The organism is Kaistia sp. 32K (assembly GCF_016629525.1).
Lineage (GTDB): Bacteria > Pseudomonadota > Alphaproteobacteria > Rhizobiales > Kaistiaceae > Kaistia.
The window spans coordinates 4,296,015-4,321,291 of the sequence record NZ_AP024269.1 but is presented as its reverse complement, the minus strand read 5'-3'; the positions used below and the strand labels follow the sequence as shown (position 1 = coordinate 4,321,291).

General features: G+C 67.4%; 22 protein-coding genes. 12 read left to right on the top strand and 10 right to left on the bottom strand.

Going from position 1 to position 25,277, the window contains the following annotated elements; translation table 11 throughout:
* The first annotated feature begins 126 nt into the window (after window positions 1-126).
* Together K32_RS20005 and K32_RS20000 are read left to right on the top strand one after the other, a co-directional pair.
* The gene (locus tag K32_RS20005) at window positions 127-1,125 is read left to right on the top strand and encodes an ABC transporter permease (protein ID WP_201401193.1); all 999 of its coding nucleotides are present in this window, start codon (window positions 127-129) and stop codon (window positions 1,123-1,125) included.
* Window positions 1,125-1,916 (top strand): SDR family oxidoreductase, encoded by a 792-nt coding sequence (locus tag K32_RS20000; RefSeq protein ID WP_201401192.1) that lies wholly within the window; start codon window positions 1,125-1,127, stop codon window positions 1,914-1,916. Before K32_RS20005 ends, K32_RS20000 begins: the two co-directional genes overlap by 1 nt.
* Before the next feature lie 173 nt (window positions 1,917-2,089).
* Here K32_RS20000 and K32_RS19995 read toward each other — a convergent pair whose 3' ends face one another.
* Together K32_RS19995 and K32_RS19990 are read right to left on the bottom strand one after the other, a co-directional pair.
* Window positions 2,090-2,755, bottom strand: coding sequence for an alpha/beta hydrolase (locus K32_RS19995; protein ID WP_201401191.1), 666 nt, complete (start codon window positions 2,753-2,755; stop codon window positions 2,090-2,092).
* A gap of 18 nt (window positions 2,756-2,773) precedes the next feature.
* Window positions 2,774-3,724 carry a ring-cleaving dioxygenase gene (locus K32_RS19990; RefSeq protein ID WP_201401190.1) on the bottom strand — a complete coding sequence of 317 codons (951 nt, stop codon included), beginning with the start codon at window positions 3,722-3,724 and terminating at the stop codon, window positions 2,774-2,776.
* A gap of 377 nt (window positions 3,725-4,101) precedes the next feature.
* On the opposite strand from K32_RS19990, the gene K32_RS19985 reads away from it, so the two are divergent.
* From K32_RS19985 to K32_RS19965, 5 genes are all read left to right on the top strand, one after another.
* A complete protein-coding gene (locus K32_RS19985; RefSeq protein ID WP_201401189.1) occupies window positions 4,102-5,229 on the top strand; it encodes a sugar ABC transporter substrate-binding protein in 1,128 nt (375 codons plus the stop codon).
* Window positions 5,230-5,301: 72 nt separating this feature from the next.
* The gene (locus tag K32_RS19980) at window positions 5,302-6,828 is read left to right on the top strand and encodes a sugar ABC transporter ATP-binding protein (protein ID WP_201401188.1); all 1,527 of its coding nucleotides are present in this window, start codon (window positions 5,302-5,304) and stop codon (window positions 6,826-6,828) included.
* The gene (locus K32_RS19975; RefSeq protein ID WP_201401187.1) at window positions 6,825-7,820 is read left to right on the top strand and encodes an ABC transporter permease; all 996 of its coding nucleotides are present in this window, start codon (window positions 6,825-6,827) and stop codon (window positions 7,818-7,820) included. The genes K32_RS19980 and K32_RS19975 overlap by 4 nt, the downstream gene beginning before the upstream one ends.
* Window positions 7,817-8,809, top strand: coding sequence for an ABC transporter permease (locus tag K32_RS19970; protein WP_201401186.1), 993 nt, complete (start codon window positions 7,817-7,819; stop codon window positions 8,807-8,809). Before K32_RS19975 ends, K32_RS19970 begins: the two co-directional genes overlap by 4 nt.
* A gap of 158 nt (window positions 8,810-8,967) precedes the next feature.
* Window positions 8,968-10,377, top strand: a complete 1,410-nt coding sequence (locus tag K32_RS19965; protein ID WP_201401185.1) for a glycoside hydrolase family 1 protein — start codon at window positions 8,968-8,970, stop codon at window positions 10,375-10,377.
* An 18-nt stretch (window positions 10,378-10,395) separates the two neighbouring features.
* Here K32_RS19965 and guaD read toward each other — a convergent pair whose 3' ends face one another.
* Window positions 10,396-11,754: a guanine deaminase gene (gene guaD, locus K32_RS19960; protein WP_201401184.1), complete on the bottom strand. Its 1,359-nt coding sequence runs from the start codon at window positions 11,752-11,754 to the stop codon at window positions 10,396-10,398.
* 337 nt (window positions 11,755-12,091) lie between these two features.
* Between guaD and K32_RS19955 the strand changes: the two genes are divergently transcribed.
* Window positions 12,092-13,972 carry an ABC transporter ATP-binding protein gene (locus K32_RS19955; protein ID WP_201401183.1) on the top strand — a complete coding sequence of 627 codons (1,881 nt, stop codon included), beginning with the start codon at window positions 12,092-12,094 and terminating at the stop codon, window positions 13,970-13,972.
* A gap of 138 nt (window positions 13,973-14,110) precedes the next feature.
* On the opposite strand, the gene K32_RS19950 is transcribed toward K32_RS19955, so the two are convergent.
* Window positions 14,111-15,289, bottom strand: a complete 1,179-nt coding sequence (locus tag K32_RS19950; RefSeq protein ID WP_201401182.1) for a fumarylacetoacetate hydrolase family protein — start codon at window positions 15,287-15,289, stop codon at window positions 14,111-14,113.
* A gap of 162 nt (window positions 15,290-15,451) precedes the next feature.
* On the opposite strand from K32_RS19950, the gene hpxZ reads away from it, so the two are divergent.
* Window positions 15,452-15,841 (top strand): oxalurate catabolism protein HpxZ, encoded by a 390-nt coding sequence (gene hpxZ, locus K32_RS19945; RefSeq protein ID WP_201401181.1) that lies wholly within the window; start codon window positions 15,452-15,454, stop codon window positions 15,839-15,841.
* 7 nt (window positions 15,842-15,848) lie between these two features.
* On the opposite strand, the gene mtgA is transcribed toward hpxZ, so the two are convergent.
* On the bottom strand, window positions 15,849-16,550 hold the full coding sequence (gene mtgA, locus K32_RS19940) for a monofunctional biosynthetic peptidoglycan transglycosylase (RefSeq protein ID WP_201401180.1): 702 nt from the start codon (window positions 16,548-16,550) through the stop codon (window positions 15,849-15,851).
* On the bottom strand, window positions 16,547-17,479 hold the full coding sequence (locus K32_RS19935; RefSeq protein ID WP_201401179.1) for a hydrogen peroxide-inducible genes activator: 933 nt from the start codon (window positions 17,477-17,479) through the stop codon (window positions 16,547-16,549). Before K32_RS19935 ends, mtgA begins: the two co-directional genes overlap by 4 nt.
* Window positions 17,480-17,663: 184 nt before the next feature.
* On the opposite strand from K32_RS19935, the gene K32_RS19930 reads away from it, so the two are divergent.
* Window positions 17,664-18,215 (top strand): peroxiredoxin, encoded by a 552-nt coding sequence (locus K32_RS19930; RefSeq protein WP_201401178.1) that lies wholly within the window; start codon window positions 17,664-17,666, stop codon window positions 18,213-18,215.
* 142 nt (window positions 18,216-18,357) lie between these two features.
* Window positions 18,358-18,885, top strand: a complete 528-nt coding sequence (locus K32_RS19925) for a carboxymuconolactone decarboxylase family protein (protein ID WP_201401177.1) — start codon at window positions 18,358-18,360, stop codon at window positions 18,883-18,885.
* Window positions 18,886-18,955: 70 nt separating this feature from the next.
* Here K32_RS19925 and K32_RS19920 read toward each other — a convergent pair whose 3' ends face one another.
* Window positions 18,956-20,965 carry an acyltransferase family protein gene (locus K32_RS19920; protein ID WP_201401176.1) on the bottom strand — a complete coding sequence of 670 codons (2,010 nt, stop codon included), beginning with the start codon at window positions 20,963-20,965 and terminating at the stop codon, window positions 18,956-18,958.
* A 186-nt stretch (window positions 20,966-21,151) separates the two neighbouring features.
* Between K32_RS19920 and K32_RS19915 the strand changes: the two genes are divergently transcribed.
* The gene (locus K32_RS19915; protein WP_371812721.1) at window positions 21,152-22,066 is read left to right on the top strand and encodes a polyprenyl synthetase family protein; all 915 of its coding nucleotides are present in this window, start codon (window positions 21,152-21,154) and stop codon (window positions 22,064-22,066) included.
* Between the two features lie 28 nt (window positions 22,067-22,094).
* Here K32_RS19915 and K32_RS19910 read toward each other — a convergent pair whose 3' ends face one another.
* The 3 genes from K32_RS19910 to K32_RS19900 form a co-directional block, all read right to left on the bottom strand.
* Complete coding sequence (locus tag K32_RS19910) at window positions 22,095-22,904, bottom strand: META domain-containing protein (RefSeq protein WP_201401175.1); 810 nt, start codon at window positions 22,902-22,904, stop codon at window positions 22,095-22,097.
* Window positions 22,905-23,266: 362 nt separating this feature from the next.
* Window positions 23,267-24,547, bottom strand: coding sequence for a flavodoxin-dependent (E)-4-hydroxy-3-methylbut-2-enyl-diphosphate synthase (gene ispG, locus K32_RS19905; RefSeq protein WP_201404582.1), 1,281 nt, complete (start codon window positions 24,545-24,547; stop codon window positions 23,267-23,269).
* 185 nt (window positions 24,548-24,732) lie between these two features.
* On the bottom strand, window positions 24,733-25,245 hold the full coding sequence (locus tag K32_RS19900) for a Fur family transcriptional regulator (RefSeq protein WP_201401174.1): 513 nt from the start codon (window positions 25,243-25,245) through the stop codon (window positions 24,733-24,735).
* Between the last annotated feature and the right edge of the window lie 32 nt (window positions 25,246-25,277).

The window sequence follows — 25,277 nt, the reverse complement described above, 5'->3', positions numbered from 1 at the left end:
CCTCGCCGCCGGGACGGCGCTCCCCGCGCCGTCGTCGGCTATCCGCCGATGGCGTCGGGGCGTTCCAGGCGGCCGTGCCGCGCCTGAAGACCGTCCGCCATCGTCGCAACACCCCGGAGCCGTTCCATGGTCTCGTCCAATCGCCGGGCCGCGATCGAGTTCGTCCTCGATCATCTCGTCTGGTTCATTCTCTTCGTCGTGCTGGTGCTGTTCTCGCTGACGATCCCGAACTATTTCCAGATCGGTATCTTCGCCAACATCGTCGAGCAGTCCACCTTCGTCGGCACGCTGGCGATCGGCTTGTCGCTTCTGATCATCGCCGGCTACATGGACCTTTCCATCGAATCGGTGATGGCGCTCGCCGCCATGGTGGTCGGCATCCTGTTCGCGAAATCCGGCGTCGGCCTCGGCTTCGGCTTCACGCCGGCCTGGCTCGTCGTGCCGATCTCGCTCGCCATCGCGCTTTCGGTCGGCGCCATCGTCGGGGCGAGCAACGCCTTCTTCGTGGTCCGGCTGAAGATGAATTCCTTCATCGTCACGCTCGCCGCCTATATCTGGGGCCGCGGCCTCGTCGTCGCGCTGTCCGGCGGCCGTTCGGCGCAGGAGCTGCCCTCCGAGCTCCGCTTCCTCGCGGTCGAGCGTTTCCTGCAGATCCCGCTGATGGCTTGGATCGCGATCATCGCGACGCTCGTCTTCGCCTTCATCCTGAACCGCACGCCGTTCGGCCGCCACCTCTTGATGATCGGCGGCAATCCGACGGCGGCCTATCGCGCCGGCATCAAGGTCGACCGGCTGACGGCGACGACCTTCGTGCTCGCCGGTTCGATCGCCGGTCTCGCCGGCTGGCTGCTCGCCATCCGCACCTCCGGCGCCACCGCCAATCTCGGCGTCGGCATGCTGTTCCAGACCTTCGCGGCGGTCGTCATCGGCGGCGTCAGCCTGAAGGGCGGCGTCGGCAGCCTGCCCGGCGTCTATGCCGGCGTGCTGCTGCTCGCCTCCATCCAGACTGCGATCAACCTGATGGGCATGCCCGCCCATTTCACCCAGTTGATCCAGGGCGGCATGGTCCTCGTGGCCGTTCTGCTCGACACCATGAAACTCGGTATCCGAAAGAGGCTCGCCTGATGAGTACTGCGTCTCAACGTCTTGCCGGGCGCTCCGCCCTCGTCGTCGGCGGGGCGCGCGGCATCGGCGGCGGCATCGTGGCGCGCTTCGTCGCTGAGGGAGCCCGCGTCGTCATCGCCGATACCGAGGTCGAGGCCGGCAAGGCTTTCGCGCAATCGCTCGGAGGCGAGGGGAAGGCGCGTTTCATCGAGACCGACATCTCGCAGAAGGCGGATGCCGAACGCGCCGTTGCCGAGGCGGTGACGCATTTCGGCGGCCTCGACATCGTCGTCCAGAACGCCGGCATCTATCCCTGGACGCTGATCGAGAACATCGAGCCGGAGGAATGGGACGCGGTGATGGGCGTCAATCTGCGGGGCACCTTCCTGGTGGCGCGCGCCGCGCTGCCGGCGATGCGGGCGAAGGGCTATGGCCGGATGGTCTTCACCTCGTCGATCACCGGCCCGCGCGTGACCAGCCCCGGCCACGGCCACTACTCGGCCTCCAAGGCTGGCATCAACGGCTTTATCAAGGCGGCGGCGCTGGAATTCGCCGGCTACGGCATCACCGTCAACGGCATCGAGCCGGGCAATATCCTGACCGAGGGCATGAAGGCCGGCCGCAGCGCCGCCTTCATCAAGGGGATGGAGGAATCAATCCCGCTCGGCCGTCTCGGCACGCCGGAGGACATCGCCAACGCGGCGCTGTTCCTGGCCTCGGAGGAATCCGCCTACATCACCGGCACGACCATCGTCGTCGACGGCGGCCAGACCCTGCCGGAGAGCAAGGATTTTCGGATCACGCCGGCCTGATTGTCCGGCTGCGGCCGGGTGAGCTCGTCTCACTCGGAAAGTCCCTCACCCAACCCTCTCCCGCGAACGGGAGAGGGCTTTGGCCAGCGTTTGTCATCGGCCTGGAAGCGAAACGGCACGCGCAGGCGATCTCCCTCTCCCGCGAGCGGGAGAGGATAGGGGTGGGGGTCCTCTCAGGCGAGCTCGCCGAGCTGGTCGAGCATCGCCGTCGTCAGCGCGATCTCGTCGGCGTTCACGCCATGCGCCGAGCCCTGGTAGATCCGCGTCGTCACCAGCGCGCCGGCCTTGGCGAAGCGCGTCGCCGATTCCTCGACGCGCTCGATCGGGATGTGGAAGTCGCGCTCGGCGCAGCCGAGCAGGACCGGCGTCCCGTCGAGATCGTCGCCGCCATCCCAGAGCTCGCCCTCCGCGCCGATCAGGCCGCCGCTGAGGCCGACCGCGCCGCCATAGCGGCCCGGCTTGCGGGCGACGGCTTCCAGCGCCAGGCAGGCGCCCTGCGAGAAGCCGAGCAGGACGATCTTCTCCCGCGCGATGCCGTGCCCGACGATGTCGTCGACGAGCGCGTGCACCACGCCGAGCGCCGAGCCGAGCCACGGCTCGTTCAGCGCCCGCGGCTCCAGGAAGCGCTGCGGATACCAGACCGAGCCGGCCGCCTGGGGGGCGAAATAGGCGATGTCGTCCTGGCCGAGATGGTCGGCGAGGCCAATGATGTCGTCGGCCGAGGCGCCGCGTCCGTGCAGCGTGATCACCGCGCCGCGCGCGCTGACGAGCGGCGCGCCGGCGTGGAGGATGCGCTGGTCGGCATGCGGGCCGGAGCCCCGCGTCCTTTCAAGGGTCATGTCGTCTCGTTTCTGCCGTCAGAGCGGCTTCAGATTGTCTTCGATCGACTGGCGCCGGCCTTCGAGGAAGGGCGGCAGCGACAAATGTTCGCCGAGCGTCTCCAGCGGCTCGTCGGCGGTGAAGCCGGGGACGTCCGTGGCGATCTCGAACAGCACGCCGCTCGGCTCGCGGAAATATAGCGAGCGGAAATAGTAGCGTTCGACCTCGCCGCTGGAGCCGATGCGGAAATCCCGCACCCGCTCGGCCCAGAGCCGCAAACTGTCATAGTCCGGCGTGCGGAAGGCGACGTGATGCACGCCGCCGGCGCCCTCGCGCGCCGTCGGCGCGTCCGGTTCGACCACGACATGCAGCTCCGCCTGCGGGCCGCCTTCGCCCATCTGGTAGACATGCACCTGGTTCGCCGAGATGGCGCTCTGCGGGTAGTCGCGCACCTTCTTCATGTGCAGGACGCGGGTCAGCACCATCTCCGTCGGCGCCAGGTCGCGCACGCTCATCGTGATCGGCCCGAGGCCGAGGATCTGGTGCTCGGCCGGCACGGGGCTGCGCTCCCAGGGACGGGCGGCGGTGACAGGGCCATTGTCGACCAGCGACAGGCGCTGGCCCTCCGGATCCTCGAAGACGAGGCCCTGCCGGCCGCCGACATCGACGACGTCGCCGGTCGCCACGCCCTGTGCGCGCAGGTGATCGCGCCACCAGCCGAGGCTGTTGCCGTCGACGCGGAAGCCGGTGCGGACGATCGAATGCGTGCCGCGCCGGGCGGGGCCGACCGGCCAGTCGAAGAAGGTGATGTCGGAACCTGGCGTCGCCTCGCCGTCGCCATAGAACAGATGATAGGCGCTGGTGTCGTCCTGGTTGACGGTCTTCTTCACCAGCCGAAGGCCGAGAACCCGGGTGTAGAAGGCGAGATTGCCGGGCGCATCCGCCGTGATCGCCGTGAGGTGGTGGAAGCCACCGAGCTTGAGATCCATGATGTTCTCTCCATCGAATGTGTTGGGCTCGAAAATGGCCTACTTCGATCGGAACTCAACCGCCTCCGCCAGAATAAGGCTGTCTCCGGAGAATGGACAATCGCAGGTAACCTGCCGTCGATGGAGGTGAAGTAAAGCGCTCAACCCTCCGTAGGGATAATCCCTGTGAAGAAGTTCTGGACGTAGAGGCCGGCAAGACGCATTTTGCGTGCACGAGGCATCGCGACCCATTAACAAACTCATATATCTCAGGAATAGGGATCGCGACGTTCGCTCGAGACAGAATAGCTCGAGGGTGGCGGAGGAGAAGCGAGCGTCCGCCCATCGTGCGGAAGCCGGCTAAAGGGTCCATCAGGACTATCTAGGGAGGATACAACATGGTGAAGCTTATTCGTCAGCTTCTGGCGACGACGATCGCTGTCGGCGCCCTCGCAACGGCGGCGCATGCCGCCGGTCCCGAGATCGTCTCGGGGCCCAGCAACGATCCCAACTGCTTCAAGCCGTGGACGGCGGACACCAAGTTCTTCAAGTTCCCGAAGAAGGAAGGTCCGTACCGGGTCGCACTCGCCAATGGTTTCATCGGCAATACTTGGCGCATCCAGATGATCCAGACGGCCAAGGCCTATGCCGAGCAGCCGGACGTCAAGGCGAAGCTGAAGGAATTCAAGGTCGTCTCGACCGGTGACGACGTCGCCGCGCAGATCGCCGCCGTCGATAACTTCATCAATTCCGGCTATGACGCGATCGTCGTCAACGCCCAGAACCCGACTGCCTTCAAGCCGGTGATCAAGCGCGCCAAGGCGGCCGGGGTCGTGCTCGTCGCCTTCGACAACACGCTCGACACCGACGAGGCGATCAACGTCAACGTTAGCCAGAAGGGCCTCGGCGAGCTCTGGGGCCAGTGGATGGTCGACCACCTGCCCGAGGGCGGCAAGCTGCTCGAAGTGCGCGGCGTCACCGGCACCTCGGTCGATCGCGACCGCCATGAAGGCATCCAGGAAGTGCTGGGCAAGTCCGGCAAGAAGTTCGAGACCGTCGAGGTCATCGGCCGCTGGGACGACGGCACGGCGCAGAAGGTGACGGCCGATGCCGTCGCCGTGCACAAGAAGTTTGACGGCGTCACCGTTCAGGGCGGCTCGACCGGCACGGTCCGGGCGCTGATGGATGCCGGCCATCCCTTCGTGCCCGTCGGCGGCGAGACCGAGAACGGCTTCCGCAAGCTCTGCGCCGAGCATACGGGCGACGGCCTGAAGTGCGTCTCGGCCGGTTCTGGCCCGGCCCAGGTCGCGGTCGCCATCAAGACGGCGATCGAGGCGCTGGAAGGCAATGTCGTGCCGCAGTCGATCGAGCTGCCGCTCGCCATCGACAAGGATCCGGACTTCAAGGACGGCGTGAACTTCTACTCCAAGGAATCCGACAACTTCTTCGTCGGCAACGCCTTCCCGAGCTGTGGCATCAACTTCACGGCCCAGGAAATCATGGGGCAGACCAAAGAGAACCAGTAATCGTCATTCTTTCCGGCTGGCGGGCTTCGTGCCCGCCGGCCGGTTCCGATTCTTCTCGCGTGGGTCGATGCCTTGTCCGATCGGAAGCCTTATCTCGAACTGAAGCGCGTCTCGAAGCGCTATGGCGGCATCGCCGCGCTCACCGAGGTCGATTTTTCCGCCTATCCGGGCGAGATCCAGGCGGTGCTGGGCGAGAATGGCGCCGGCAAGTCGACGCTGATCAAGATCGCCTCCGGCGTCATCGACCCGAGCGAGGGCGAGGTGCTGATCGAGGGCCGGCCGGTCCGCTTTCGCAACCCGACCGAGGCCATGCGCGCCGGCGTCGTCTGCGTGTTCCAGGAATTGTCGCTGCTGCCGGAAATGACGGTCGCCGACAATCTCTCCATCGTCGATCCGCCGAAATGGGGCGGCATGATCAACGCCAGCGCCCAGCGCGATCGCGCCCGCGCGCTGCTGAAGCGCGTCGGCTGCGAGGACGTGCACCCCCTCGAACTCGTGCGTGACTTGCCGCTGTCGCGCCGCCAGATGGTCGAGATCGCCAAGGCGCTCGGCCGCGACCCGCGCATCCTGATCCTCGACGAGGCGACCTCGGCGCTCACCGCCGACGACGTCGAGCGAGTCTACGGCATCATTCGCGAGCTGAAGGCGTCGGGCGTCGGCATCCTCTACGTCTCGCACCGCATGCGCGAGATCGAGGCGCTGGCCGATACCGCCACCGTGTTCCGCAACGGCCGCAAGATCGAGACTTTCAAGAAGGGCGACCGTTCCGTCGACGCGATCATCCAGATGATGATCGGCCGCGAGGTGACGCACCAGTATCCGGACAAGCCCGCGCCGCGGACGGACGCGCCGGTGGCGCTCGCCGCGTCGAACCTTTCCTGGGGCCGCGAGATCCAGGACGTGTCGTTCGAGCTCCGCAAGGGCGAGATCGTCGGGCTCGGCGGCCTCGATGGCCAGGGGCAGCGCGAATTGCTGCTCGGCCTGTTCGGCGTCTTGAAGGGCGTTTCGGGCTCGGTCTCGGTCAACGGCAAGCCGATCCCGCTCGAGGGTCCGCGCCGGGCGATGCGCGCGCCGCTGCCGATGGCGCTGATCCCCGAGGATCGCAAGACCGAAGGCCTGATGCTGCCGATGAGCGTGCGGGACAACATGACGCTCGCCGCGCTGCCGCGCCTGCTCGGCGCCTTCGGCATCGATGCCGACAAGGAAAATGCCGCCGTCGACGTCATGGTCGAAAGGCTTCGGGTGAAGACGCCCAGTCTCGAGGCGTCGGTCTCGTCGCTGTCGGGCGGCAATCAGCAGAAGGTCGTCCTGGCCAAATGGCTGATGACGGAGCCCGGCATCATCCTCCTGAACGATCCGACGCGCGGCATCGACGTCGGCACCAAGCAGGAGATCTATCGCCTGATGCGCGAGCTGGCGAACCAGGGAGCCTCGATCCTGTTCTATTCGACCGATTATGCCGAGCTGATCGGCTGCTGCGACCGCGTGCTCGTCGTCTATGACGGCCGCATTCGTCGCGAGCTCGCCGGCGACGCGCTCACCGAGCGGAACCTGCTGCAGAGCGCCCTCAACATCGACGCGGCGGAGAAGGCGGCATGAGCACCGGCGCGAAGGGCAACTGGCGGTACTGGATCTCCCACAATGCGGGCGTGCTGACGGCGGCGACCCTGTTCGTCGTCATGTTCGCGCTCTACGTCTCGAACCACAGCGCCGGGCTGACGCCGGCCGTCGCCACCACGGCGGCGAACAAGGCGGTGCTGCTGGCGCTGGTCGCCATGGCGCAGACCCTGCCGGTGCTGACGCGCGGCCTCGACCTCTCGGTCGGCATGGTGTTCGTCATGACCAACTGCATCGCCTCCGCGATCGCGGTCGGCACGATCGGCGAGGGCCTGCTCGGTGTCGCCGCCGTGCTTTTGATCGGCGCGCTGGCGGGCTTCATCAACGGCGCCATCGTCGTCTGGGGGCGGCTGCAGCCGATCATCACGACGCTCGCGACGGGCGCGGTCTATTACGGCATCGCCCTGTTCGTCCGCCCGAGCCCCGGCGGCGACGTGCAGTCCGACATCGCGGACCTGCTCACCGGCCAGGTGTTCGGCGTGGTGCCGGCGGCGCTGGTCGTGCTCGCCGTCGTCGTGCTGGTGGTCTGGATCCCCTATCGCCGCTCCGTGCTCGGGCGCGCCGCCTATGCCGTCGGCTCGAACGAGCAGGCCGCCTACATGTCCGGCGTGCCGGTGCAGAGGGCGAAGCTGCTCGCCTATACGCTCGCCGGCCTGCTCGCCTCGGTCGGCGGGCTGATGCTGACCTTCAACACCTATTCGGGCGAAGCGTCGGCGCCGATCGCCGGCACCTACACGCTGAACTCGATCGCGGCCGTCGTCATCGGCGGAACCTCGCTGTTCGGCGGCTGGGGCTCGGCCATCGGCTCGATCTTCGGCGCCTTCGTGCTCCGCACGATCGAGGATCTCCTGTTCGTCTTCGACCTGCCGCCGCTCTGGCAGCCCCTGTTCCAGGGCGTCGTGCTGCTCTTCGCGGTCAGCCTCGGCGCCTTCCGCATCCTGCGCATCCGCAACCGACTGGAGCTGTTCACGTGACCGGCGTCGAAACGGGGGCCATCAAGGGCCCGAGCCTGGCCGGACGCTTCGGCATCGATCGCTCGGTCGCGATCGCCTTCGGCTGCATCCTTTTGATCCTCGCCGGCGGCGCGCTCTATTCGCCCGCTTTCTTGTCGCCGGAATATCTGCTGCAGCAGCTGCAGGTCGGAGCCTTTCTCGGCATCATCGCGTCCGGCGCAATGATGGTGATCCTGCTCGGCCATATCGACCTGTCGATCCCTTGGGTGGTGACGCTGGGCGCGATGATGGCGACGGCCATGGTCGGCTGGGGCGGGCCGGCGGGCGTCTGGCTCTGCATTCCCTTCGGCGTGCTCTGCGGCGCCTTCATCGGTACGCTGAACGGCCTCGGCGTCGCCTATCTGCGGCTGCCGTCGATGATCTTCACGCTCGGCATGAACGCCGTCGTGCAGGGGCTGATGGTGCTCCACACCGGCGGCTTCGCGCCGCTCGACCAGGCGACCCGGGCGATGCATTTCATGGCGGTGCAGCGCACCCTGTTCGGGATCCCGAATGCGCTGTTCGTCTGGGCGCTGGTCGGCCTCTTCGTCATCTATGTCCTGAAGCGCACGGCGTTCGGCCGCGCGGTCTATGCGGTCGGAAATCGCGAATCTGCCGCCTATCTCTCCGGCGTCAACACCAATCGCGTGCTGATCGGCTGCTTCGCCTTTTCCGGCGCCATGGCCGCCTTCGCCGGCGTGCTGCTCGCCGGCTATTCCAACAAGGCCTACCAGAACATGGGCGACGCCTATCTGCTGCCGGCGATCGCCGCGGTGGTTCTGGGCGGCACCAACATCCTCGGCGGGCGCGGCAATTATCTCGGCACCATCGCCGGCGTCATCCTGATCACGCTGCTGCAGTCGATCCTCTCGGTGATGCAGATGCCGGAGGCCGGCCGCCAGGTGATCTATGGCTGCGTCATCATCACGATGCTGCTGATCTATGGCCGCGGCGCCAAGGCACGGAGCTGATCGAGGGCGCGGATCTGATTGAAGGCGCGGCGGGGATCGCCGCCCTTTCTTGCTGAGCCGGCTCGGGCGGAACTGCGGGCTCCGCCCGAAAGATGCCGCCTTCTGAGCGTCGTATCCTCGCCGTCGTCGGGCAGGCGGCATTGAAAGGAGCGTCGTGCATGGGGTCGATGAAGTTTCTCTGGGGCGCGGCGAGCGCCGCCTATCAGGTCGAGGGCGCCTGGCAGGCCGACGGCAAGGGCCTGTCGAACTGGGACATCTACACCAACGTCTATCGCGCGACGGAGCCGGTCACCGGCAAGCAGGAAACCGGCAACATCGCGATCAACGCCTATGATCGCGCGCAATATCTCGAAGACATCGCGCTGATGCGGAAGCTCGGCCTCAATTGCTACCGCTTCTCGCTGTCCTGGGCGCGGCTGTTGCCGGACGGCGTGGGGCGGGTCAACGAGGCCGGCATCGCGCACTACCAGCAATTCGTCGTCGACCTGCTCGAAGCGGGCATCGAGCCGGTTGTCACGCTCTATCACTGGGACCTGCCGCGGGCGCTCGACGATCGCGGCGGCTGGTCGAACCCGGAATCGATCGGCTGGTTCCGCCAGTATGCGAGCCTGGTGCGCGAGGCGCTCGGCGCCAAGGTGACCAAGTTCATCACCTTCAACGAGCCGTTCATCGATCTCTTCCTGATCGAGCCGATGATCGAGAACATCAAGTCGGGCGTCGGCGACCCCTTCGCCATCACCGACGCGCAATATGGCCGCCAGGCGATCGCGCTGCATCACTGGCTGCTCGCCAATGCGCTAACGATTGGCGATTTCCGCGAGGCCGGCTATCGCGGCGAGATCGGCGTGGCGCTGCCGCTGATGCCGACGATTCCGGAGAATCCCGGCAAGTCGGCCGACATCCTGTCGGCGGGGCTCGGCGACGCGGTGATCAACCGCTGGTGCCTCGATGCCCTGTTCAAGGGGCGCTATCCGGTCGAGGTGATGAACTCGTTCCAGGCGCTCAACCCGGATTTCGTCGTCACCGAGGCGGATCTCGCCACGCTCGCGGCCAACAAGCCCGATTTCCTCGGCGTCAATTTCTATGCGCCGGCCTATGTCCGCCACGATCCGCAGAAGCCGCTCGGCATCAACTGGATGGAGACCAATCCCGATCCGGCGCCGGCCGCCTATAACGGCCCGGTTCGCCCGGAATATCTCCGCCGCCTGCTCGAGCGCATCCGCGACGAATACGGCAATCCGCCGGTCTACATCACCGAGAACGGCGCCGGCTTCGGTCCGATCGATGAGGCGATCGACGGCGATACGATCAACGATCCCCGCCGGGCCAACTATATCCGCCGGCACGTCGAGGCGGCGTTGAAGGCGAAGGAGAACGGCGTCGACCTGCGCGGCTACATGGTCTGGAGCCTGTTCGACAATTTCGAATGGCTGCAGGGCTATGAGCGCCGTTTCGGCATCGTGCATGTCGATTTCGACACCCAGAAGCGCATCCCGAAACGGAGCTTCGAGGCCTATCGCGAGATCATCGCCAAGGGCATCGAACACGCGCCGATCCGCAATGTCTAGGCGTCCGCGGCCCCAGCACTATCCCTCCACCGCATGCGGAACCGGCGCCGGATAGGCGAAGGGCTCGGCCCGGTCGCGCTCATAGACCGGCTCGCCGGCGATGTAGGTGGCGCGGATGGCGCGGTCGTCGCCGAGCGTCATCAGCACGAACAGCGTCTCGGCGAGATCGCGCGCATGGCCGAGGCGGAATTCCAGCAGCGGCGTCGCCTTCAGGTCGAGGACGACGAGATCGGCCTCGAAGCCCGGCGCGATCTGGCCGATGCGGTCTTCCAGCCGAAGCGCCTCGGCGCCGCCACGGGTCGCGAGATAGAAGCCCTGTTCGGCGGTGAGCGCATGACCGCCGAGCTTCGCCACCTTGTAGGCCTCGCCGAGGGACTGCAGCTGCGAGAAGCTGGTGCCGGCGCCGATGTCGGTGCCGAGGCCGACGCGCACGGGGCGCTCGATCCGCCGGGCGTCGAACATGCGGAACAGGCCGCTGCCGAGGAAGAGGTTCGAGGTCGGGCAGTGGGCGAGCGCCGAGCCGGTGCGGTGGCAGCAGGCGAAGTCCTCTTCGTTCATGTGCACGGCATGGCCGAAGATCGCGCGCGGACCCGTCAGGCCGGCATGGTCGTAGACGTCGAGATAGCTCGAGCGCTCGGGGAATAGTTCCTGCACCCAGGCGACCTCGCCGGGATTTTCGCACAGATGCGTCTGCACATAGGTGCCGGGATGCTCGCGCCAGAGGCGGCCGGCCGCCTCGAGCTGCGCCGTCGTCGAGGTCGGCGCGAAGCGCGGCGTGATGCTGTAGAGCTGGCGACCCCGGCCGTGCCACCGTTCGATCAGCGCCTTCGACTGCCGGTAGCCGGTCTCGGCCGTATCGAGCAGGTCCGCCGGCGCGTTGCGGTCCATCAGCACCTTGCCGGCGATCATCCGCGTGTTGAAGCGCTCGGATTCCTCGAAGAAGGCGTCCACCGATTGCGGATGCACCGTGCAGTAGACGGAGGCGGTCGTCGTGCCGGCGCGCAGCAACTCTCGTAGGAACCGTCCCGCGACGTCGCGCGCATGCGTATCGTCGGCGAAGTCCTGCTCGGCGACGAAGGTATAGCGCTCCAGCCATTCCAGAAGTTCCGCCCCGAAGGCGCCGATCATCTGCATCTGCGGGAAATGCACATGCGCGTCGACGAAGCCCGGGCAGATCAGCGCATCGGCATGATGCGTCAGCGGCACGCCGGCCGGTAGGCTGGCCAGCCCGGTCTCCGCGTCCTCGACGCTCGCGATGTGACCATCCTCGATACGGATCAGCGCGTCGGGCCAGAACTGCAGGGCCTCGCCCGCCGGGAGCTGGAAGGGATCGCCGCGAAAGGTCAGCGCGGGACCGCGGATCGCCCGCTGCGTCATGGTGGTATCCCTTTCGGGGAGGGTCCGGGGAGGACGCGCTCCGATGGTGGGCGGAATTCGCCCCGAGATGGCTTTGCCAGCCGAGACTGGCTTTGCAAACCGAAACCGGCTTTGCAAACAACATGCCTACGATCCCCCGGCGGGCCGGGAAACACCAGAGGGGAAGCCGCGCAAACCGGGTGAAGACGGCGCGCTTCGGCCCTACCGAAGGCCGGGACCCGAATCCGCCGCAGGGCGCATTTGTGGACAGCGCTCGCCGCAGCCGATAAAAGGCGCTGTCAGCAACAGGACGGAGCAGAGGTCTGCGTGCGTCTGCAGGACGCCGGACCGCGCGCAAATGACCAAGCCCCAGGCTCAATCGCATCCCCAGACGCCGCTTCCTCCCGAGGATAAAAAGCTCAATCTGCGTCGCTGGGGCGATTTCTACCGTGCGATCGTCAACAATGACGAGGGAACGATCGGCGTCGTGGCGCGCATCCTGCGCGCCAACTTCCGCGATCACCGCACCGGCTACATGATTTCTTTCGTCTTTCTGTTCATCGTCGCGGCGATGACGTCGCTGTCCGCCTGGATCATGCGCGACGTCGTCAACCAGATTTTCGTCGACCAGAACGTCAAGATGCTCTGGGTGCTGTCCTTCGGCGTCATGCTGATCTTCATCGTCAAGGGCTTCGCGACCTACGGCCAGGTGGTCATCCAGAGCCGCATCGGTAACCGCATCGTCGCGGAGAACCAGAAGCGCTTCTATGACCGCTGCCTGAAGTTCGGCCTCGATTTCTACAATGATCGCGCCTCGAGCGAGCTGATCATGTCGATCTCGGGCGGATCGAACGCCATCCGCAATATTCTCGACACCATCGTCCTCAGCCTCGGCCGCGATCTCGTGACGCTGCTCGGCCTGATCTTCGTCATGGTCTACCAGGCGCCGCTGATGTCGATCATCGCGCTCTTGGTGGCGCCGATCGCCATCTTCTTCGTCGGCGGCCTGATCAAGCGCATCCGCGATATCGCCAAGGCGGAATTCGTTTCCGGCACGCAGATCATCGCGATCATCCAGGAGACGGTGCACGGCGCCAAGATGGTCAAGGCCTTCGGCCTCGGCGATCATATGCGCGGCCGCATGTCCACGGCGGTGACGTCGGTCGAGCAGCGCGCCAACAAGATCGCGCAGCTGCAGGCCCGCACCAGTCCGCTGATGGAAACGCTGGGCGGCATCTCGATCGGCCTCGTCATCCTCTATGCCGGCTGGGCGACCATCTCGGCCGGCAAGACGCCGGGCGAGTTCATGTCCTTCATCACGGCGCTGCTGCTCGCCTACGAGCCGGCGAAGCGGCTCGCCCGCATGAATGTCGGCATCGCCGAGAGCCTGATCCCCGTGCGCATGATGTTCGGCATTCTCGACCACCCGCAGAGCCTGACGGAGGCGGACGATCGTCCGTCGCTGAAGCTGACGCGCGGCAAGATCGAGCTCCAGGATGTGAGCTTCGCCTACCGCAAGAAGGAGCCGGTGCTGAGCGGCATCAACCTGTCGGTTGACCATGGCCAGCGCCTCGCGCTCGTCGGGCCCTCGGGCGGCGGCAAGTCGACCATCCTGTCGCTGATCCAGCGCTTCTATGACGTCGAGGGCGGCGCCGTCCTCGTCGACGGTCAGGACATCCGCACCGTCTCGGTCGGCTCGCTGCGGCACCAGATCGCCTTCGTCAGCCAGGACGTGTTCCTGTTCTCCGGCACCGTCGCCGACAACATCCGCGTCGGCCGGCTGGGCGCGACCGATGCCGAGGTCGAGGCGGCCGCCCGCGATGCCTTCGCCTATGATTTCATCCAGGGCCTGCCCGAGGGCTTCCAGAGCAATGTCGGCGAGAACGGCGTGCAGCTTTCCGGCGGCCAGCGCCAGCGCATCGCGATCGCCCGCGCCATCCTGAAGAACGCGCCGATCCTGCTGCTCGACGAGGCCACCTCGGCGCTCGATTCGGAATCCGAGCACATGATCCAGATCGCGCTCGACAAGCTGGTGGAGGGGCGCACGACGATCGTCATCGCCCACCGCCTGGCGACCATCCTGAGCGCCGACAAGATCGCGGTGATCGAGCGCGGCCGCGTCGTCGAGGTCGGCACCCATCCGGAGCTCGTCCGGCTCGGCGGCGTCTACGAGAAGCTCTACCGCTACCAGTTCGACGAGGGCGTCAGCGAGCGGGAAGTGGCGCAGGCGGTGCTCTGAGGCCACGCGGCGGCCGGTTCGTCCGGCTGGCCGGGTCGTGTCCCGTTCGGGAGGCTCGCGCCATCGCGGCGGCCATCCCTGAAGGCTTCGGCCCTCCCTGCGCGGGAGGGCCGTTTTCGTTTGCGACGTGCGCCTGGCTCAGAGCAGGCCGCGGCCGGCGAGGTTGCGCATCAGCGCCGCCGTGCCGAAGGTCCAGGGCTCGGCATCGGGGCAGAGCACGACGCGGTTCGACAGCTTGCCGAGCTTCGGCGCGCTGATCGTGACGATGTCGCCGACCTTGTGGGTGAAGCCCTGGCCGGGGCCGTCGCGATCCTGCACCGGCGCGAACATCGTGCCGAGATAGAGCACGAAGCCGTCCGGATACTGGTGGTTCTTGCCGACCGTCTGCTTGACTAGGTCTTCCGGGTCGCGGCTGATCTTCGACATGGCGCTGGAGCCGTCCATGCGGAAGCCGTCATCCTCGCCGTCGACGGTCAGGCGCACTTCGGTGGCGCGCACGTCGTCGAGCGAGAACGAGGCGTCGAACAGGCGGATCATCGGGCCGATCGAGGCGCTGGCATTGTTGTCCTTGGCCTTCGACAGCAGCAGGGCGGAGCGGCCCTCGACGTCACGCAGGTTGACGTCGTTGCCGAGCGTCGCGCCGATGATCTTGCCGGCCGACGACACGACCAGCACGACTTCCGGCTCCGGATTGTTCCAGGTCGAGATCGGGTGGATGCCGATCTCGGCGAGGTGGCCGACCGCCGACATCGGCTGCGCCTTCGAGAAGATCTCGGCGTCGGGGCCGATGCCGACCTCGAGATACTGGGACCACATGCCCTTCTCGATCAGCAGCTTCTTGAGCGCCGCCGCCTGCTCGGAGCCGGGACGCAGCGCCGCCAGGTCGTCGCCGATGGTGGCGTTGATCTCGGCGCGGATGGCGTTGGCCCGCTCGGGCAGGCCGCGGGCCTGTTCCTCGATGACGCGTTCGAGCATCGAGACGACGAAGGTGACGCCGGCGGCCTTGACCGCCTGCAGGTCGATCGGCGCGATCAGGTACGGCTTCGACGGGTCGCGATTGGCGAGCGGCGTGTTGGCGAGGATCTCCTCGAAGCTGCCGATGAACTCGCCGTCGGCGGTGGCGGCGGCGCGGGCCGGATCCTGCGTCTCGCAGAGATCGCGCATGGTGACGATCGAGGCGGTGATGTCGATCAACTGGCCATCGCGCAGGACGACCACGGACGGGCCGTCGACGTCGGGACGGAAGACCCGGCCGACCAACGTCGCGGCCTCCGCGTCCTCGGGCAGCGCAAAGCGGGCAGCAGTATCGAGCGGCATTGGGCGTCTCCGGATTTTTTTCGGCGCGGATGCGCCGATATTGAAAAATGGCGCACCCGTTATAGCCTGCGACGCGCGATAGGCCAGACGTCTGTCGTCTTTCGTGTCGGCGCCATCGCGCGCTAACGCGATCGGATCCGTGCCGCGATGGGAAATGCTTCCATGGAGATCGATATTCCGGAGATCAGGGCGGAGCTCGAGGCGGCCTTTGCCCGCTACGAGCAGGCTCTGGTCGGCAATGACGTCGACACGCTCGACGCGTTGTTTCTCGAGGCGCCGACGACGATCCGCTATGGCGCCGGCGAGAATCTCTATGGCTATGCGGAGATCCAGGCGTTCCGCGCCGGTCGCTCGCCGGCCGGCCTGGCCCGCGCGCTGGAGCGCACGGTGATCACGACCTATGGCCGCGATTTCGGCACCGCCTCGACCCTGTTCCGCCGCGAGGGCGCGCCCGGCCGCGTCGGCCGCCAGATGCAGAGCTGGGTCCGCACCCCCGCCGGCTGGCGGGTCGTCGCCGCCCATGTCAGCATCATCGCGGATCCGGAGGCCTGAGGCCCGCTCAGATGCAGCCGACGTAGTCGCGGGCCGCGCGGGCGCGCGCCTGGATGTTGCGGGCGCGGTTCTGCAGGTAGCGCGTCGGCTTGGCCGGGTTGCGGGTGATCGGATTGGGCAGCGCCGCCGTCAGCAGCGCCGCCTCGCGCGCCGTCAGCTTCGAGGCCGGCTTGTTGAAGTAATGCTGCGCCGCCGCCTCCGCCCCGAACAGGCCAGGGCCCCATTCGGCGATGTTCAGGTAGATCTCCATCACCCGCCGCTTCGACAGCATGAAATCGGCGTAGTAGGCGAGGGGGATCTCCAGCGCCTTGCGAAGGTAGGAGCGCGACGGCCAGAGGAAGAGGTTCTTCACCGTCTGCATGGTGATCGTGCTGGCGCCGCGCGACGGGCCGCCCTGGCGGTCGAGCGCCGCGCTGAGCTCGCCCCAGTCGACGCCGGAATGGCTGCAATACTGCCCGTCCTCCGACATCACCACCGAATTGACGAGCGCCGGCGCGATGTTCTCGAGCGGCGTCCAGTCGCGCTTCATGCCCTGGCCGGTAGCGCCCGACCAGAGCATCAGCGTCGAGACGGGCGGCACGAAGGCATAGATCGGCGTCAGAACCAGCGGCAGGGCAACGATGATGGCGAACACTTTGGCAATACCTGTAATCAAGCCCCTGCGGGCTGCGAACGGTCGGGAGAGGGCGGCCGGCAGTCGAAGGGTCATACGCGATCCGATCCGGCTCGGTCGCGGACGGGTTCGATGGCGAACTGGCGCAGGAAGCCGGCGAGGAGGTGGAAGTCACGCTCGCGGCTCGATCCCTTGCGCCAGACGAGGCCGAGCGAGCGGCGCGCCGGCGTGCCATCGAGCTCGGAGAGGCGGATGTCGGTTCCCGACAGGATGCCGGCCTCGACGGCGATGCGCGGCAGGAAGGTGATGCCGAGCTGGTTGTCGACCATGTGCACGAGGGTCGTCAGGCTGGAGGCCCGGATCTCCTCGTTCTGCTTGTCTGCGAGGCCGGGCGCCACGGCGCGGATGTGCTCGCGCAGGCAATGGCCGTCCTCCAGCAGCAGCAGCGTCTCGTCCGCCAGTTCCTCGCGCCGGACCGTCGGCCGGCCCGCCAGTGCATGGCTGGCGTCGACGGCGAGGAGCAGGCTGTCCTCGGCGATGATCTCGGTGGCGAACCCTTCCGTCTGGACGGGAAAGGCGATCAGGCAGATGTCGAGCCGGCCGGCGCGCAAATCTTCCAGCAGGGTCCGCGTCAGGTCCTCGCGCAGGTGCAGCCGCAGCTGCGGATAGGCGCGGCGCAGCTCCGGCAGGGTGCGCGGCAGGAAATAGGGCGCGATCGACGGGATGACGCCGAGCCGGATGCGGCCGGTGAGCGGCGCCTCGCTGGAGCGCGCGGCGTCGACCATCTCGCGCGCGTCGACCAGCAGCGCCTTCATCCGCCGCACGGTGTCCTCGCCGGCCGCCGTCAGCACCGTCGTCCGGTTGGAGCGGTCGATCAGTGAAACGCCGATCGTCTCCTCGAGCTGGCGGATGGCGTCGGAAAGCGTTGACTGCGTGACATGGCAGGCCTGCGCCGCCCGGCTGAACGATCCGGATTCGGCGAGCGCGACGAAATATTGCATCTGGCGGAGCGTGGGCAGCAGCATGGCGCTTGCTATAGCCGCAGGTTGTAGGGGCGGCAATCGGGATTTCCGATGCCAATCTTCGGTTATTACGATTTGACCGAACGAGCCCTGCGTGGGATCCATTCGCACATGCAGCGGCGATTCCGTCGGTTTGGCTGCACTGCAAAAAATCACAACACGATCCCCATCGTGACAGGAGAGTAGAATGCTCGGCATTGGCGACAAGCTGCCCGAATTTTCCGTGACCGGCGTGAAGCCTGGCTTCAACAGCCACGAAGAGAACGGCGAGAGCGCTTTCGAGACGCTGACCGAGAAAAGCTTTCCGGGCAAGTGGAAGGTGATCTTCTTCTACCCGAAGGACTTCACCTTCGTCTGCCCGACCGAAATCGCCGAATTCGCCCGTCTCGCCGGTGATTTCGAGGATCGCGACGCCGTCGTGCTCGGCGGTTCGACCGACAACGAGTTCGTCAAGCTCGCCTGGCGCCGTGACCACAAGGACCTGGACCGGCTGCCGATCTGGAATTTTGCCGACACCAACGGCTCGCTGGTCGACGGCCTCGGCGTGCGTTCGCCGGACGGCGTCGCCTACCGCGTCACCTACATCGTCGATCCGGAAGGCACGATCCAGCACAGCTACGCGACCAATCTGAACGTCGGCCGCAACCCGAAGGACACGCTGCGCGTCCTCGACGCGCTGCAGACGGACGAGCTCTGCCCGTGCAACCGCGAAGTCGGCGGCGCCACGCTGGCGGCCTGATTCATTCTACCGGCTGGGCGGCCGCGTCGAGACGCGGCTGCCCGGTCGGATATCGTGACGACGCCTCGTCCGCTCCGTTTCCAAAGCGTCGCGCCGTCCGCCCGCGCACCGGGCTTCGCGGGCGCCTGTGCAAAGGTTTTCCATGTCGATCGATTCGCTGAAGTCCCGGATCCCGGATTTCGCCAAGGATGTCCGTCTCAACCTGTCGACGCTGGCGTCCGACGAGACGCTGCCGCCACAGCAGAAATACGGCCTGATCGTCGCCTGCGCGATCGCCACCCGCAATCCGGAGGTTCGCGCCGCGCTCGAGGCCGAGGCCGCGCCGCATCTCTCGCCGGCAGCGCTCGCCGCCGCCAAGTCGGCCGTGTCGATCATGGCGATGAACAACGTCTACTACCGCTTCAGCCATCTGGTCTCGAACACCGAATACCGCACCATGCCGGCGAAGCTGCGCATGAACGTCATCGGCAATCCCGGCGTCGACAAGGTCGATTTCGAGCTCTGGTCGCTGGCGGTTTCGGCCATCAATGGCTGCGGCATGTGCATGGACAGCCACGAGGCGGTGCTGAAGAAGGCGAACGTGCCGTCCGAGATCATCCAGACCGCCGTGCGCTTCGCCGCGATCATCCAGTCGGTCGGCGTGGCCCTCGAGGCGGCCGAAGCGGCCTGATCCTCCGGCCTCCTGAGCGTCTTCCGGCCGCCCCAATGCGGGGGACCCGGAAGCGCGACGGACGAGAAAACTAGTTCTGCAGCACGGCCGCGTCGATGAAATCGAGGCGGCCGTCGCGTATGGCCCGCGCGGTCAGGTGGTTGGTGTCGCGATAGTCCGGCAGGACGCCGTCGCGCGAGACCTGGCAGTGTCCCGCCTCGCACATGCCCTCCAGCGGGTCGACCAGCCGGGCGCCGCTGTCCTCCGCAAGCTTCGCGAGCCTTTCGCGCGCCGCCGCCGCCGCTTCACGCGTCGCCTCGAGTTCGATCGGCGCCAGCCCGTCCGGCTCCGTCCCCAAGAAGGCCCGCTTCACCGATTGGCGCGGAATGTCGATCGCCGCGAAGGGGATCGGCTGCAGCACCGTCACCTCGATGCCCCGTTCCCGCAGGTTCCGGATCCGCGCCGCGAGCTCGGCGAAGGCCGCGTCGAGCCCCTGCTGGTGGCGCGTGGCGTCGGTTTCCGTCCGGCAGCGTCCGTCCCGTTGGAAGCAGAGCACGTGGCTGTTGTCGCGGCCTCGCGCATAGGGCTTCAGATAGATCGGCCAATACGCCGCGATCAGCACCTTCTGATAGTCGCCGCTGGCGGCGCGCTCCCAGGCGGCATCGAAGAATTCGTCGCAGCGCGAGCCCGGCTTGATCTCGTTGACGCCGGGAAGCGGCGGGCATCCGCCATAGGTCAGGAAGGTGAAGCTGTGGTCCGGCCGGCCGGCCTCCCAATGCGTGTGGAACAGCTCCGCGTGGGAATCGCCGATGAACAGCACGTTGTTGGCGGCGGTCTCGCCGATGACGCAGGGCCGGAGGGTGTTTCGGATGGTGTAGCCGCCGCATTCCATCGGATAGGCGCCGTCGTCGATCGCCGCCTCGGCCGCGGCCACGCGCGGGGCCAGCGCGTCGCGCGGCTCGCCGCGGCCGCTGGCGGCGACGAGCGACGCGGTCGTCGTCCCGGCCAGGATCACCACCCCGGCGAGAACGGCCGGACGCGGCCGCCACCGTCCGGGGCGCCGCGCCTCGGGCGGGCGGCGGAAGGGCGATTCGATGTAGCGATAGGAAAGCCCGGCCAGCGCGAAGGTCGCCATGAGGCCGCAAAGCGTCGCCAGCGCGCCGCTGACCTCGAAATAGCCGAGCGCCATGACGATCGGCCAGTGCCAGATGTAGATCGAATACGACCAGAGGCCGAGCGCCAGCACGACGGGATTGCCGAGGCCGGGCGCCTGCTCCTGCCGCGCCGCGAGCAGCAGCACCGTGCCGCCGACCGGGAGCAACGTGGCGAAGGACGGCCAGGGCACGAGGTCGTCGAGGCCGATGAAGGCGATCGCGATCAGGGCGAGGCCGGCGAGCGCCAGCGCTGCCGACAGGCGCGGCCCCGGCCGGCGGGCGCCCTGATGCAGATAGACGAGGCCGCCGGCCAGCATTTCCCAGGCCCGCGTCGGCAGCAGGTAGAAGGTGAAGACGGGCTTCGACGTCGCGAGCCACGCGGCGAGCGCGAAGGAGAGGATCATGCCGGTCCAGAAGGCGGCGATCCGCCAGCGCCGGCCGGGCAGCAGGCGGTTGAGCGCCATCATCGTCAGCGGCAGGATCAGGTAGAACTGCCACTCCACCGAGAGCGACCAGGTGTGCAGCAGCCAGTTCTCCTTCGAGGCGACATCGAAATAGCCGGCGCCGCGCCAGAAGGAGAAATTGGAGACGAACAGGATCGACGAGGCGATGCCCGACGCGATCTCGCGCCGGGTCAGCGGATCGATGACGAGCTGCGAGACGACGAGCAGCACCAGGCAGAGCGCGCCGAGCGCCGGCAGGATCCGTCGCGCCCGCGCGCCATAGAAGCGCCAGAGCGAGAAGCGGCCCTGGTCGAGCCCATCGGCGATGATCTTGGTCATCAGATAGCCGGAGACGACGAAGAACAGGTCGACGCCGGCGAAGCCGCCCGTGAACGGACCGATGCGGAAATGGAACAGCACGACGCCGACGACGGCCAGCGCCCGCAACAAATTGATGTCGAGGCGGAAGGCGCTGGCGGAAGACGGAGGGGCGAGCGGCGTCATGCGGGGCTTCGGTCGATACGGGAAATGCAAGCATTAGGCGACGCGGCGATCCCGCGCAATCAGGCGTTCGGCGGCGCGGCTCGCCCGAAGGGATAGTGCCGCACCGCGAATTGGCGCTTCGGCTTGACGCGGCCCCGCCGGAAGCGGCAAGGGTGGCCCAAACTCCCTCGCTCGCATGAGGCCATCTTGGTTTTGCTCGACGACGAATTCCGCGCCCGTCTCTCCGCCACGGCCATCGCCACCGAAGCCTGCCTGGACGCCGTCCTGACCGACGTCCCGGCCGAGGGCGAGATCGCCAGGCCCGGCCGGCTGGTCGAGGCGATGCGCTACGCGGCGCTCGGCGGCGGCAAGCGCCTGCGCCCGTTCCTGGCGAGCGAGACAGCGCGGCTGTTCGGCAGCGAGGAGACCGGCGCGCTCCGCATCGGCGCGGCGATCGAATGCCTGCATTGCTACAGCCTCGTGCATGACGACCTGCCGGCGATGGACGACGACGATCTCCGTCGCGGCAAGCCGACGCTGCATCGGGCCTTCGACGAGGCGACGGCGATCCTCGCCGGCGACGCGCTGCAGACGCTGGCCTTCGACCTGATGGCGGATCCGGCGACGCATGCCGATCCGCTGGTGCGGGCCGAGCTCGTGCTTGGGCTCGCCCGCGCTTCCGGCCTCGGCGGCATGGCGGGCGGGCAGATGCTCGATTTGCAGGCCGAGGCGGAGACGCCCGACGAGGCGTCGATCCGCCGGCTGCAGGCGATGAAGACAGGCGCGCTGATCCGCCTCTCCTGCGAGGCCGGCGCCATTCTCGGCCGCGCCTCGCCGGAGGATCGCGCCCGCATCCGCCGCTTCGGCGAGATCATCGGCCTCGCCTTCCAGCTCGCCGACGACATTCTCGACGAGACGGCGACGGCGGAAGCCCTCGGCAAGGCGACCGGCAAGGATTCTTCCCGCGGCAAGGGGACTTTGGTCGGGCTGCATGGCGTCGCGCGCGCCCGCGCCATGCTCGACGATCTGGTGGCCGAGGCCGAGGCGCTGCTCGCGCCCTATGGCGCGCGGGCAAAGACGCTCGCCGCCGCCGCCCGCTTCGTCGCCGATCGCGAGGCGTGATCGCGCCTCCCTCGGGAGGCGCTGGGTCTCAGCCCTTGTTCTTGACGAGGCGCACCAGCGGCTTGCCGCCGGCGTCGAGCAGGGTCAGCTTGGCGCCGTCGATGCGGAAGCTCCGCGTCGCCGACAGCGCGTCGAGGAACTTGCGCTCCTGGTCCATCTGCGCGGGCACGCAGGCCATCTGCGTCGCGCCGAGCGGGCCGACCTTGAGCACGCCGTCCTTGACCGTGACGGTGCCGAAATAGCGGTTGCAGCCGCCCGAGCCGGAAATCTTGCCGTCACCCTCGATCGAGAGCGTCGACTGCACGATGTCGAGCACGCCGTTGCCGCCGATGTCCTCGGCCAGCCACTCGGTGCCCTTCAGCGAGGCGGCCGGGCTCGACGGCGACGCCGTGCCCTTGTTGTTGGCGCCCTTGTCGCTGACCTTGGTGGGTTCGTCCTGGTCGGGCACCCGCTGCACCACGATCGTCACCGGCCCCTTGGCGGTGAGCGGATCGATCGGGATGGCGTCCTTGTTGGCATAGAGCAGGTCGTCGCCGAGATCGATCCGTGCCTGCAGCTGATAATGATGGTTCGGCTTGATGCGGGACGTCGCGTAGTGCAGGCGGAAATCGATCGGCACCTGGCGGCCGCGCGGACGGATGCGCTGCTTGGCGATCACCTTGGCCGGCCGGTCGGCATGCGTGACGTCCACCAGGCTGATGGTGACGGCCACCTTCGGGTCGAGGGCGATGCGCTCGCGATAGGTGACCGACCCGTCGAGCGGTCGCGCCACCGCGAGGCTCGGCAAGGCCAGAAGGGCGAGAGCAAACAACAGGCGCATCGGCAGAAGCTTGATCACGATCGATCCTCGTCCACGAAGGCATGGGACAAGAGATCTAGACGCAACCGCCGAAGCAGTAAACGGGGCAGATTGTGCCGCCTCGCTCCCGCCGAACCGCCCCCTCCCCAAAACGGTCTCCGCCCGTTTTGACCCTCCCTCAAGGGGAGGGCCGGCGCAAAGGCCTACAGTCGGTCGGCAGCCCCGATTTCCGTCATCCTGAGAGGAGGCTTGCGGTAGCAAGCCGTCTCGAAGGACGCACGGTCTCAGGGCAGCTGTCGATGGCACGACGGCTCTGCGTGCTTCGAGACGGCCCTTCGGGCTTCCTCAGCATGATGAGGGTGGTGCTGCGAATAAGATTTCCCGGGGGAGAGCTCTCGCGCCTACTCCGCCGCCTCGCCCGCCTTTGCGCCGAGGCCGAAGCGCTTCTCGATGTACTCGTCGACGAGCTTGCGGAAATCGTCGGCGATGGCGGGGCCGCGCAAAGTCACCGCCTTCTTGCCGTCGATGAAGACGGGCGCCGCCGGGGTCTCGCCGGTGCCGGGGAGCGAGATGCCGATGTCGGCGTGCTTCGATTCGCCGGGGCCGTTGACGATGCAGCCCATCACCGCGACCTTCAGCGCCTCGACGCCCGGATAGCGCTCGCGCCATTGCGGCATCGAGGTGCGGATGTCCTCCTGGATCCGGCTCGCGAGCTCCTGGAACACGGTCGAGGTCGTGCGGCCGCAGCCGGGGCAGGCGGCGACGATCGGCAGGAACGCGCGAAAACCCATGGTCTGCAGGAGTTCCTGCGCCACCTGCACCTCGCGCGTGCGGTCGCCGTTCGGCTCCGGCGTCAGCGAGACGCGGATGGTGTCGCCGATGCCTTCCTGCAGCAGGATGCCCATGGCGGCCGAGGAGGCGACGATGCCCTTCGAGCCCATGCCGGCCTCGGTGAGGCCGAGATGCAGGCAATGGTCGGAGCGGCGGGCGAGATCGCGATAGACGGCGATCAGGTCCTGCACGTTCGACACCTTGGCCGACAGGATGATTTTTTCACGCGGCAGGCCGATGCTTTCGGCCAGATTGGCGGAGAGGATCGCCGACTGGCAGATCGCCTCGCGCATCACGGCGGCGGCCGAGATCGGCGCGGCGGAAGCCGCGTTCTCGTCCATCAGCCGGGTCAGCAGCTCCTGGTCGAGCGAGCCCCAGTTGACGCCGATGCGCACCGGCTTGTCGTATTTTATCGCGAGCTCGATCAGCGTCGCGAACTGGCGGTCGCGCTTCTCGCCGAAACCGACATTGCCGGGATTGATGCGGTATTTGTCGAGCGCCTCGGCGCAGGCCGGGTGATCGGTCAGGAGTTTGTGGCCGATATAGTGGAAGTCGCCGATCAGCGGCACGTTGATCCGCCTGGCGAGCAGCTTTTCCTTGATGAACGGCACCGCGGCCGCCGCCTCGTCGCGGTCGACGGTGATGCGGACCATCTCGGAGCCGGCGCGGGCGAGCGCCGCCACCTGGGCGACGGTCGCGTCGATGTCGGCCGTGTCGGTGTTGGTCATCGACTGCACGACGACTGGCGCGTCGCCGCCGACGCGGACCTTGCCGACGCGAACGGCGGTGGCGCGACGGCGCGGCAGCGGACCGGCGAGGAATTCGTGGGGCAAATCGGCGGGAGCGTTCATGGGAGGCTCAGTCATGACTTGCACCTCTCCCTGAGGGAGAGGTCGGCCCGACAGGGCCGGGTGAGGGTTTACGGCGTTTCCGGAGAGGGCGTAAACCCTCACCCGCCGACTGCGTCGTCGACCTCTCCCTCAGGGAGAGGTGAAAGGAGGCGATATGGCAAGACATCTGCCGATGCCACATCAATCTATGCCGACTCGCGGCAACGGGCGCAGAGGCCGCGGATCTCGATGATCGGCGCGGTCGGCGCGAAGCCGGCCGCTTCGGTCACCGCGGCGAGTGCCTCGGTCAGCGCGGCGGACGACGCCTCGCCGGCGGCGCCGCACTGCTCGCAGAGCAGGAAGACGGTGGCGGCGCCATGGCCGGGCTTGTCGTGGCCCTCCGGCCCGCGCGAGCAGGCGATATAGGCGTTGCGGCTCTCGATGCGGTGGGCGAAGCCGTGCTCGACCAGGAAATCGAGCGCGCGATAGACGGAGACGGGGGCCGGGCGCGGCCCCTCGGCGGCGAGCCGGTCGATCACGTCATAGGCGCTGGCGGGCACGTGGCTCTCGGCGAGCGCGGCCAGGACCTTGCGGCGCTGCTCGGTGAAGCGCAGGCCCTCGGCGGCGGAAATCGCCTCGGCATGGGCGATGGCGTCGCGGGCGCAATGGTCATGGTTGTGATCGCGATGTTCGAGCACGATCCGGTCTGCTTCGCTCATGATCGCCCTGTTCTGGCCGCCTCGTCGTCAAG

Coding starts and splice junctions, on each gene's coding strand:
- K32_RS20005 (WP_201401193.1), top strand. CDS start 127: ATGGTCTCGTCCAATCGCCGGGCCGCGATCGAGTTCGTCCTCGATCAT.
- K32_RS20000 (WP_201401192.1), top strand. CDS start 1,125: ATGAGTACTGCGTCTCAACGTCTTGCCGGGCGCTCCGCCCTCGTCGTC.
- K32_RS19995 (WP_201401191.1), bottom strand. CDS start 2,755: ATGACCCTTGAAAGGACGCGGGGCTCCGGCCCGCATGCCGACCAGCGC.
- K32_RS19990 (WP_201401190.1), bottom strand. CDS start 3,724: ATGGATCTCAAGCTCGGTGGCTTCCACCACCTCACGGCGATCACGGCG.
- K32_RS19985 (WP_201401189.1), top strand. CDS start 4,102: ATGGTGAAGCTTATTCGTCAGCTTCTGGCGACGACGATCGCTGTCGGC.
- K32_RS19975 (WP_201401187.1), top strand. CDS start 6,825: ATGAGCACCGGCGCGAAGGGCAACTGGCGGTACTGGATCTCCCACAAT.
- K32_RS19965 (WP_201401185.1), top strand. CDS start 8,968: ATGGGGTCGATGAAGTTTCTCTGGGGCGCGGCGAGCGCCGCCTATCAG.
- guaD (WP_201401184.1), bottom strand. CDS start 11,754: ATGACGCAGCGGGCGATCCGCGGTCCCGCGCTGACCTTTCGCGGCGAT.
- K32_RS19955 (WP_201401183.1), top strand. CDS start 12,092: ATGACCAAGCCCCAGGCTCAATCGCATCCCCAGACGCCGCTTCCTCCC.
- K32_RS19950 (WP_201401182.1), bottom strand. CDS start 15,289: ATGCCGCTCGATACTGCTGCCCGCTTTGCGCTGCCCGAGGACGCGGAG.
- hpxZ (WP_201401181.1), top strand. CDS start 15,452: ATGGAGATCGATATTCCGGAGATCAGGGCGGAGCTCGAGGCGGCCTTT.
- mtgA (WP_201401180.1), bottom strand. CDS start 16,550: ATGACCCTTCGACTGCCGGCCGCCCTCTCCCGACCGTTCGCAGCCCGC.
- K32_RS19935 (WP_201401179.1), bottom strand. CDS start 17,479: ATGCTGCTGCCCACGCTCCGCCAGATGCAATATTTCGTCGCGCTCGCC.
- K32_RS19930 (WP_201401178.1), top strand. CDS start 17,664: ATGCTCGGCATTGGCGACAAGCTGCCCGAATTTTCCGTGACCGGCGTG.
- K32_RS19925 (WP_201401177.1), top strand. CDS start 18,358: ATGTCGATCGATTCGCTGAAGTCCCGGATCCCGGATTTCGCCAAGGAT.
- K32_RS19920 (WP_201401176.1), bottom strand. CDS start 20,965: ATGACGCCGCTCGCCCCTCCGTCTTCCGCCAGCGCCTTCCGCCTCGAC.
- ispG (WP_201404582.1), bottom strand. CDS start 24,547: ATGAACGCTCCCGCCGATTTGCCCCACGAATTCCTCGCCGGTCCGCTG.
- K32_RS19900 (WP_201401174.1), bottom strand. CDS start 25,245: ATGAGCGAAGCAGACCGGATCGTGCTCGAACATCGCGATCACAACCAT.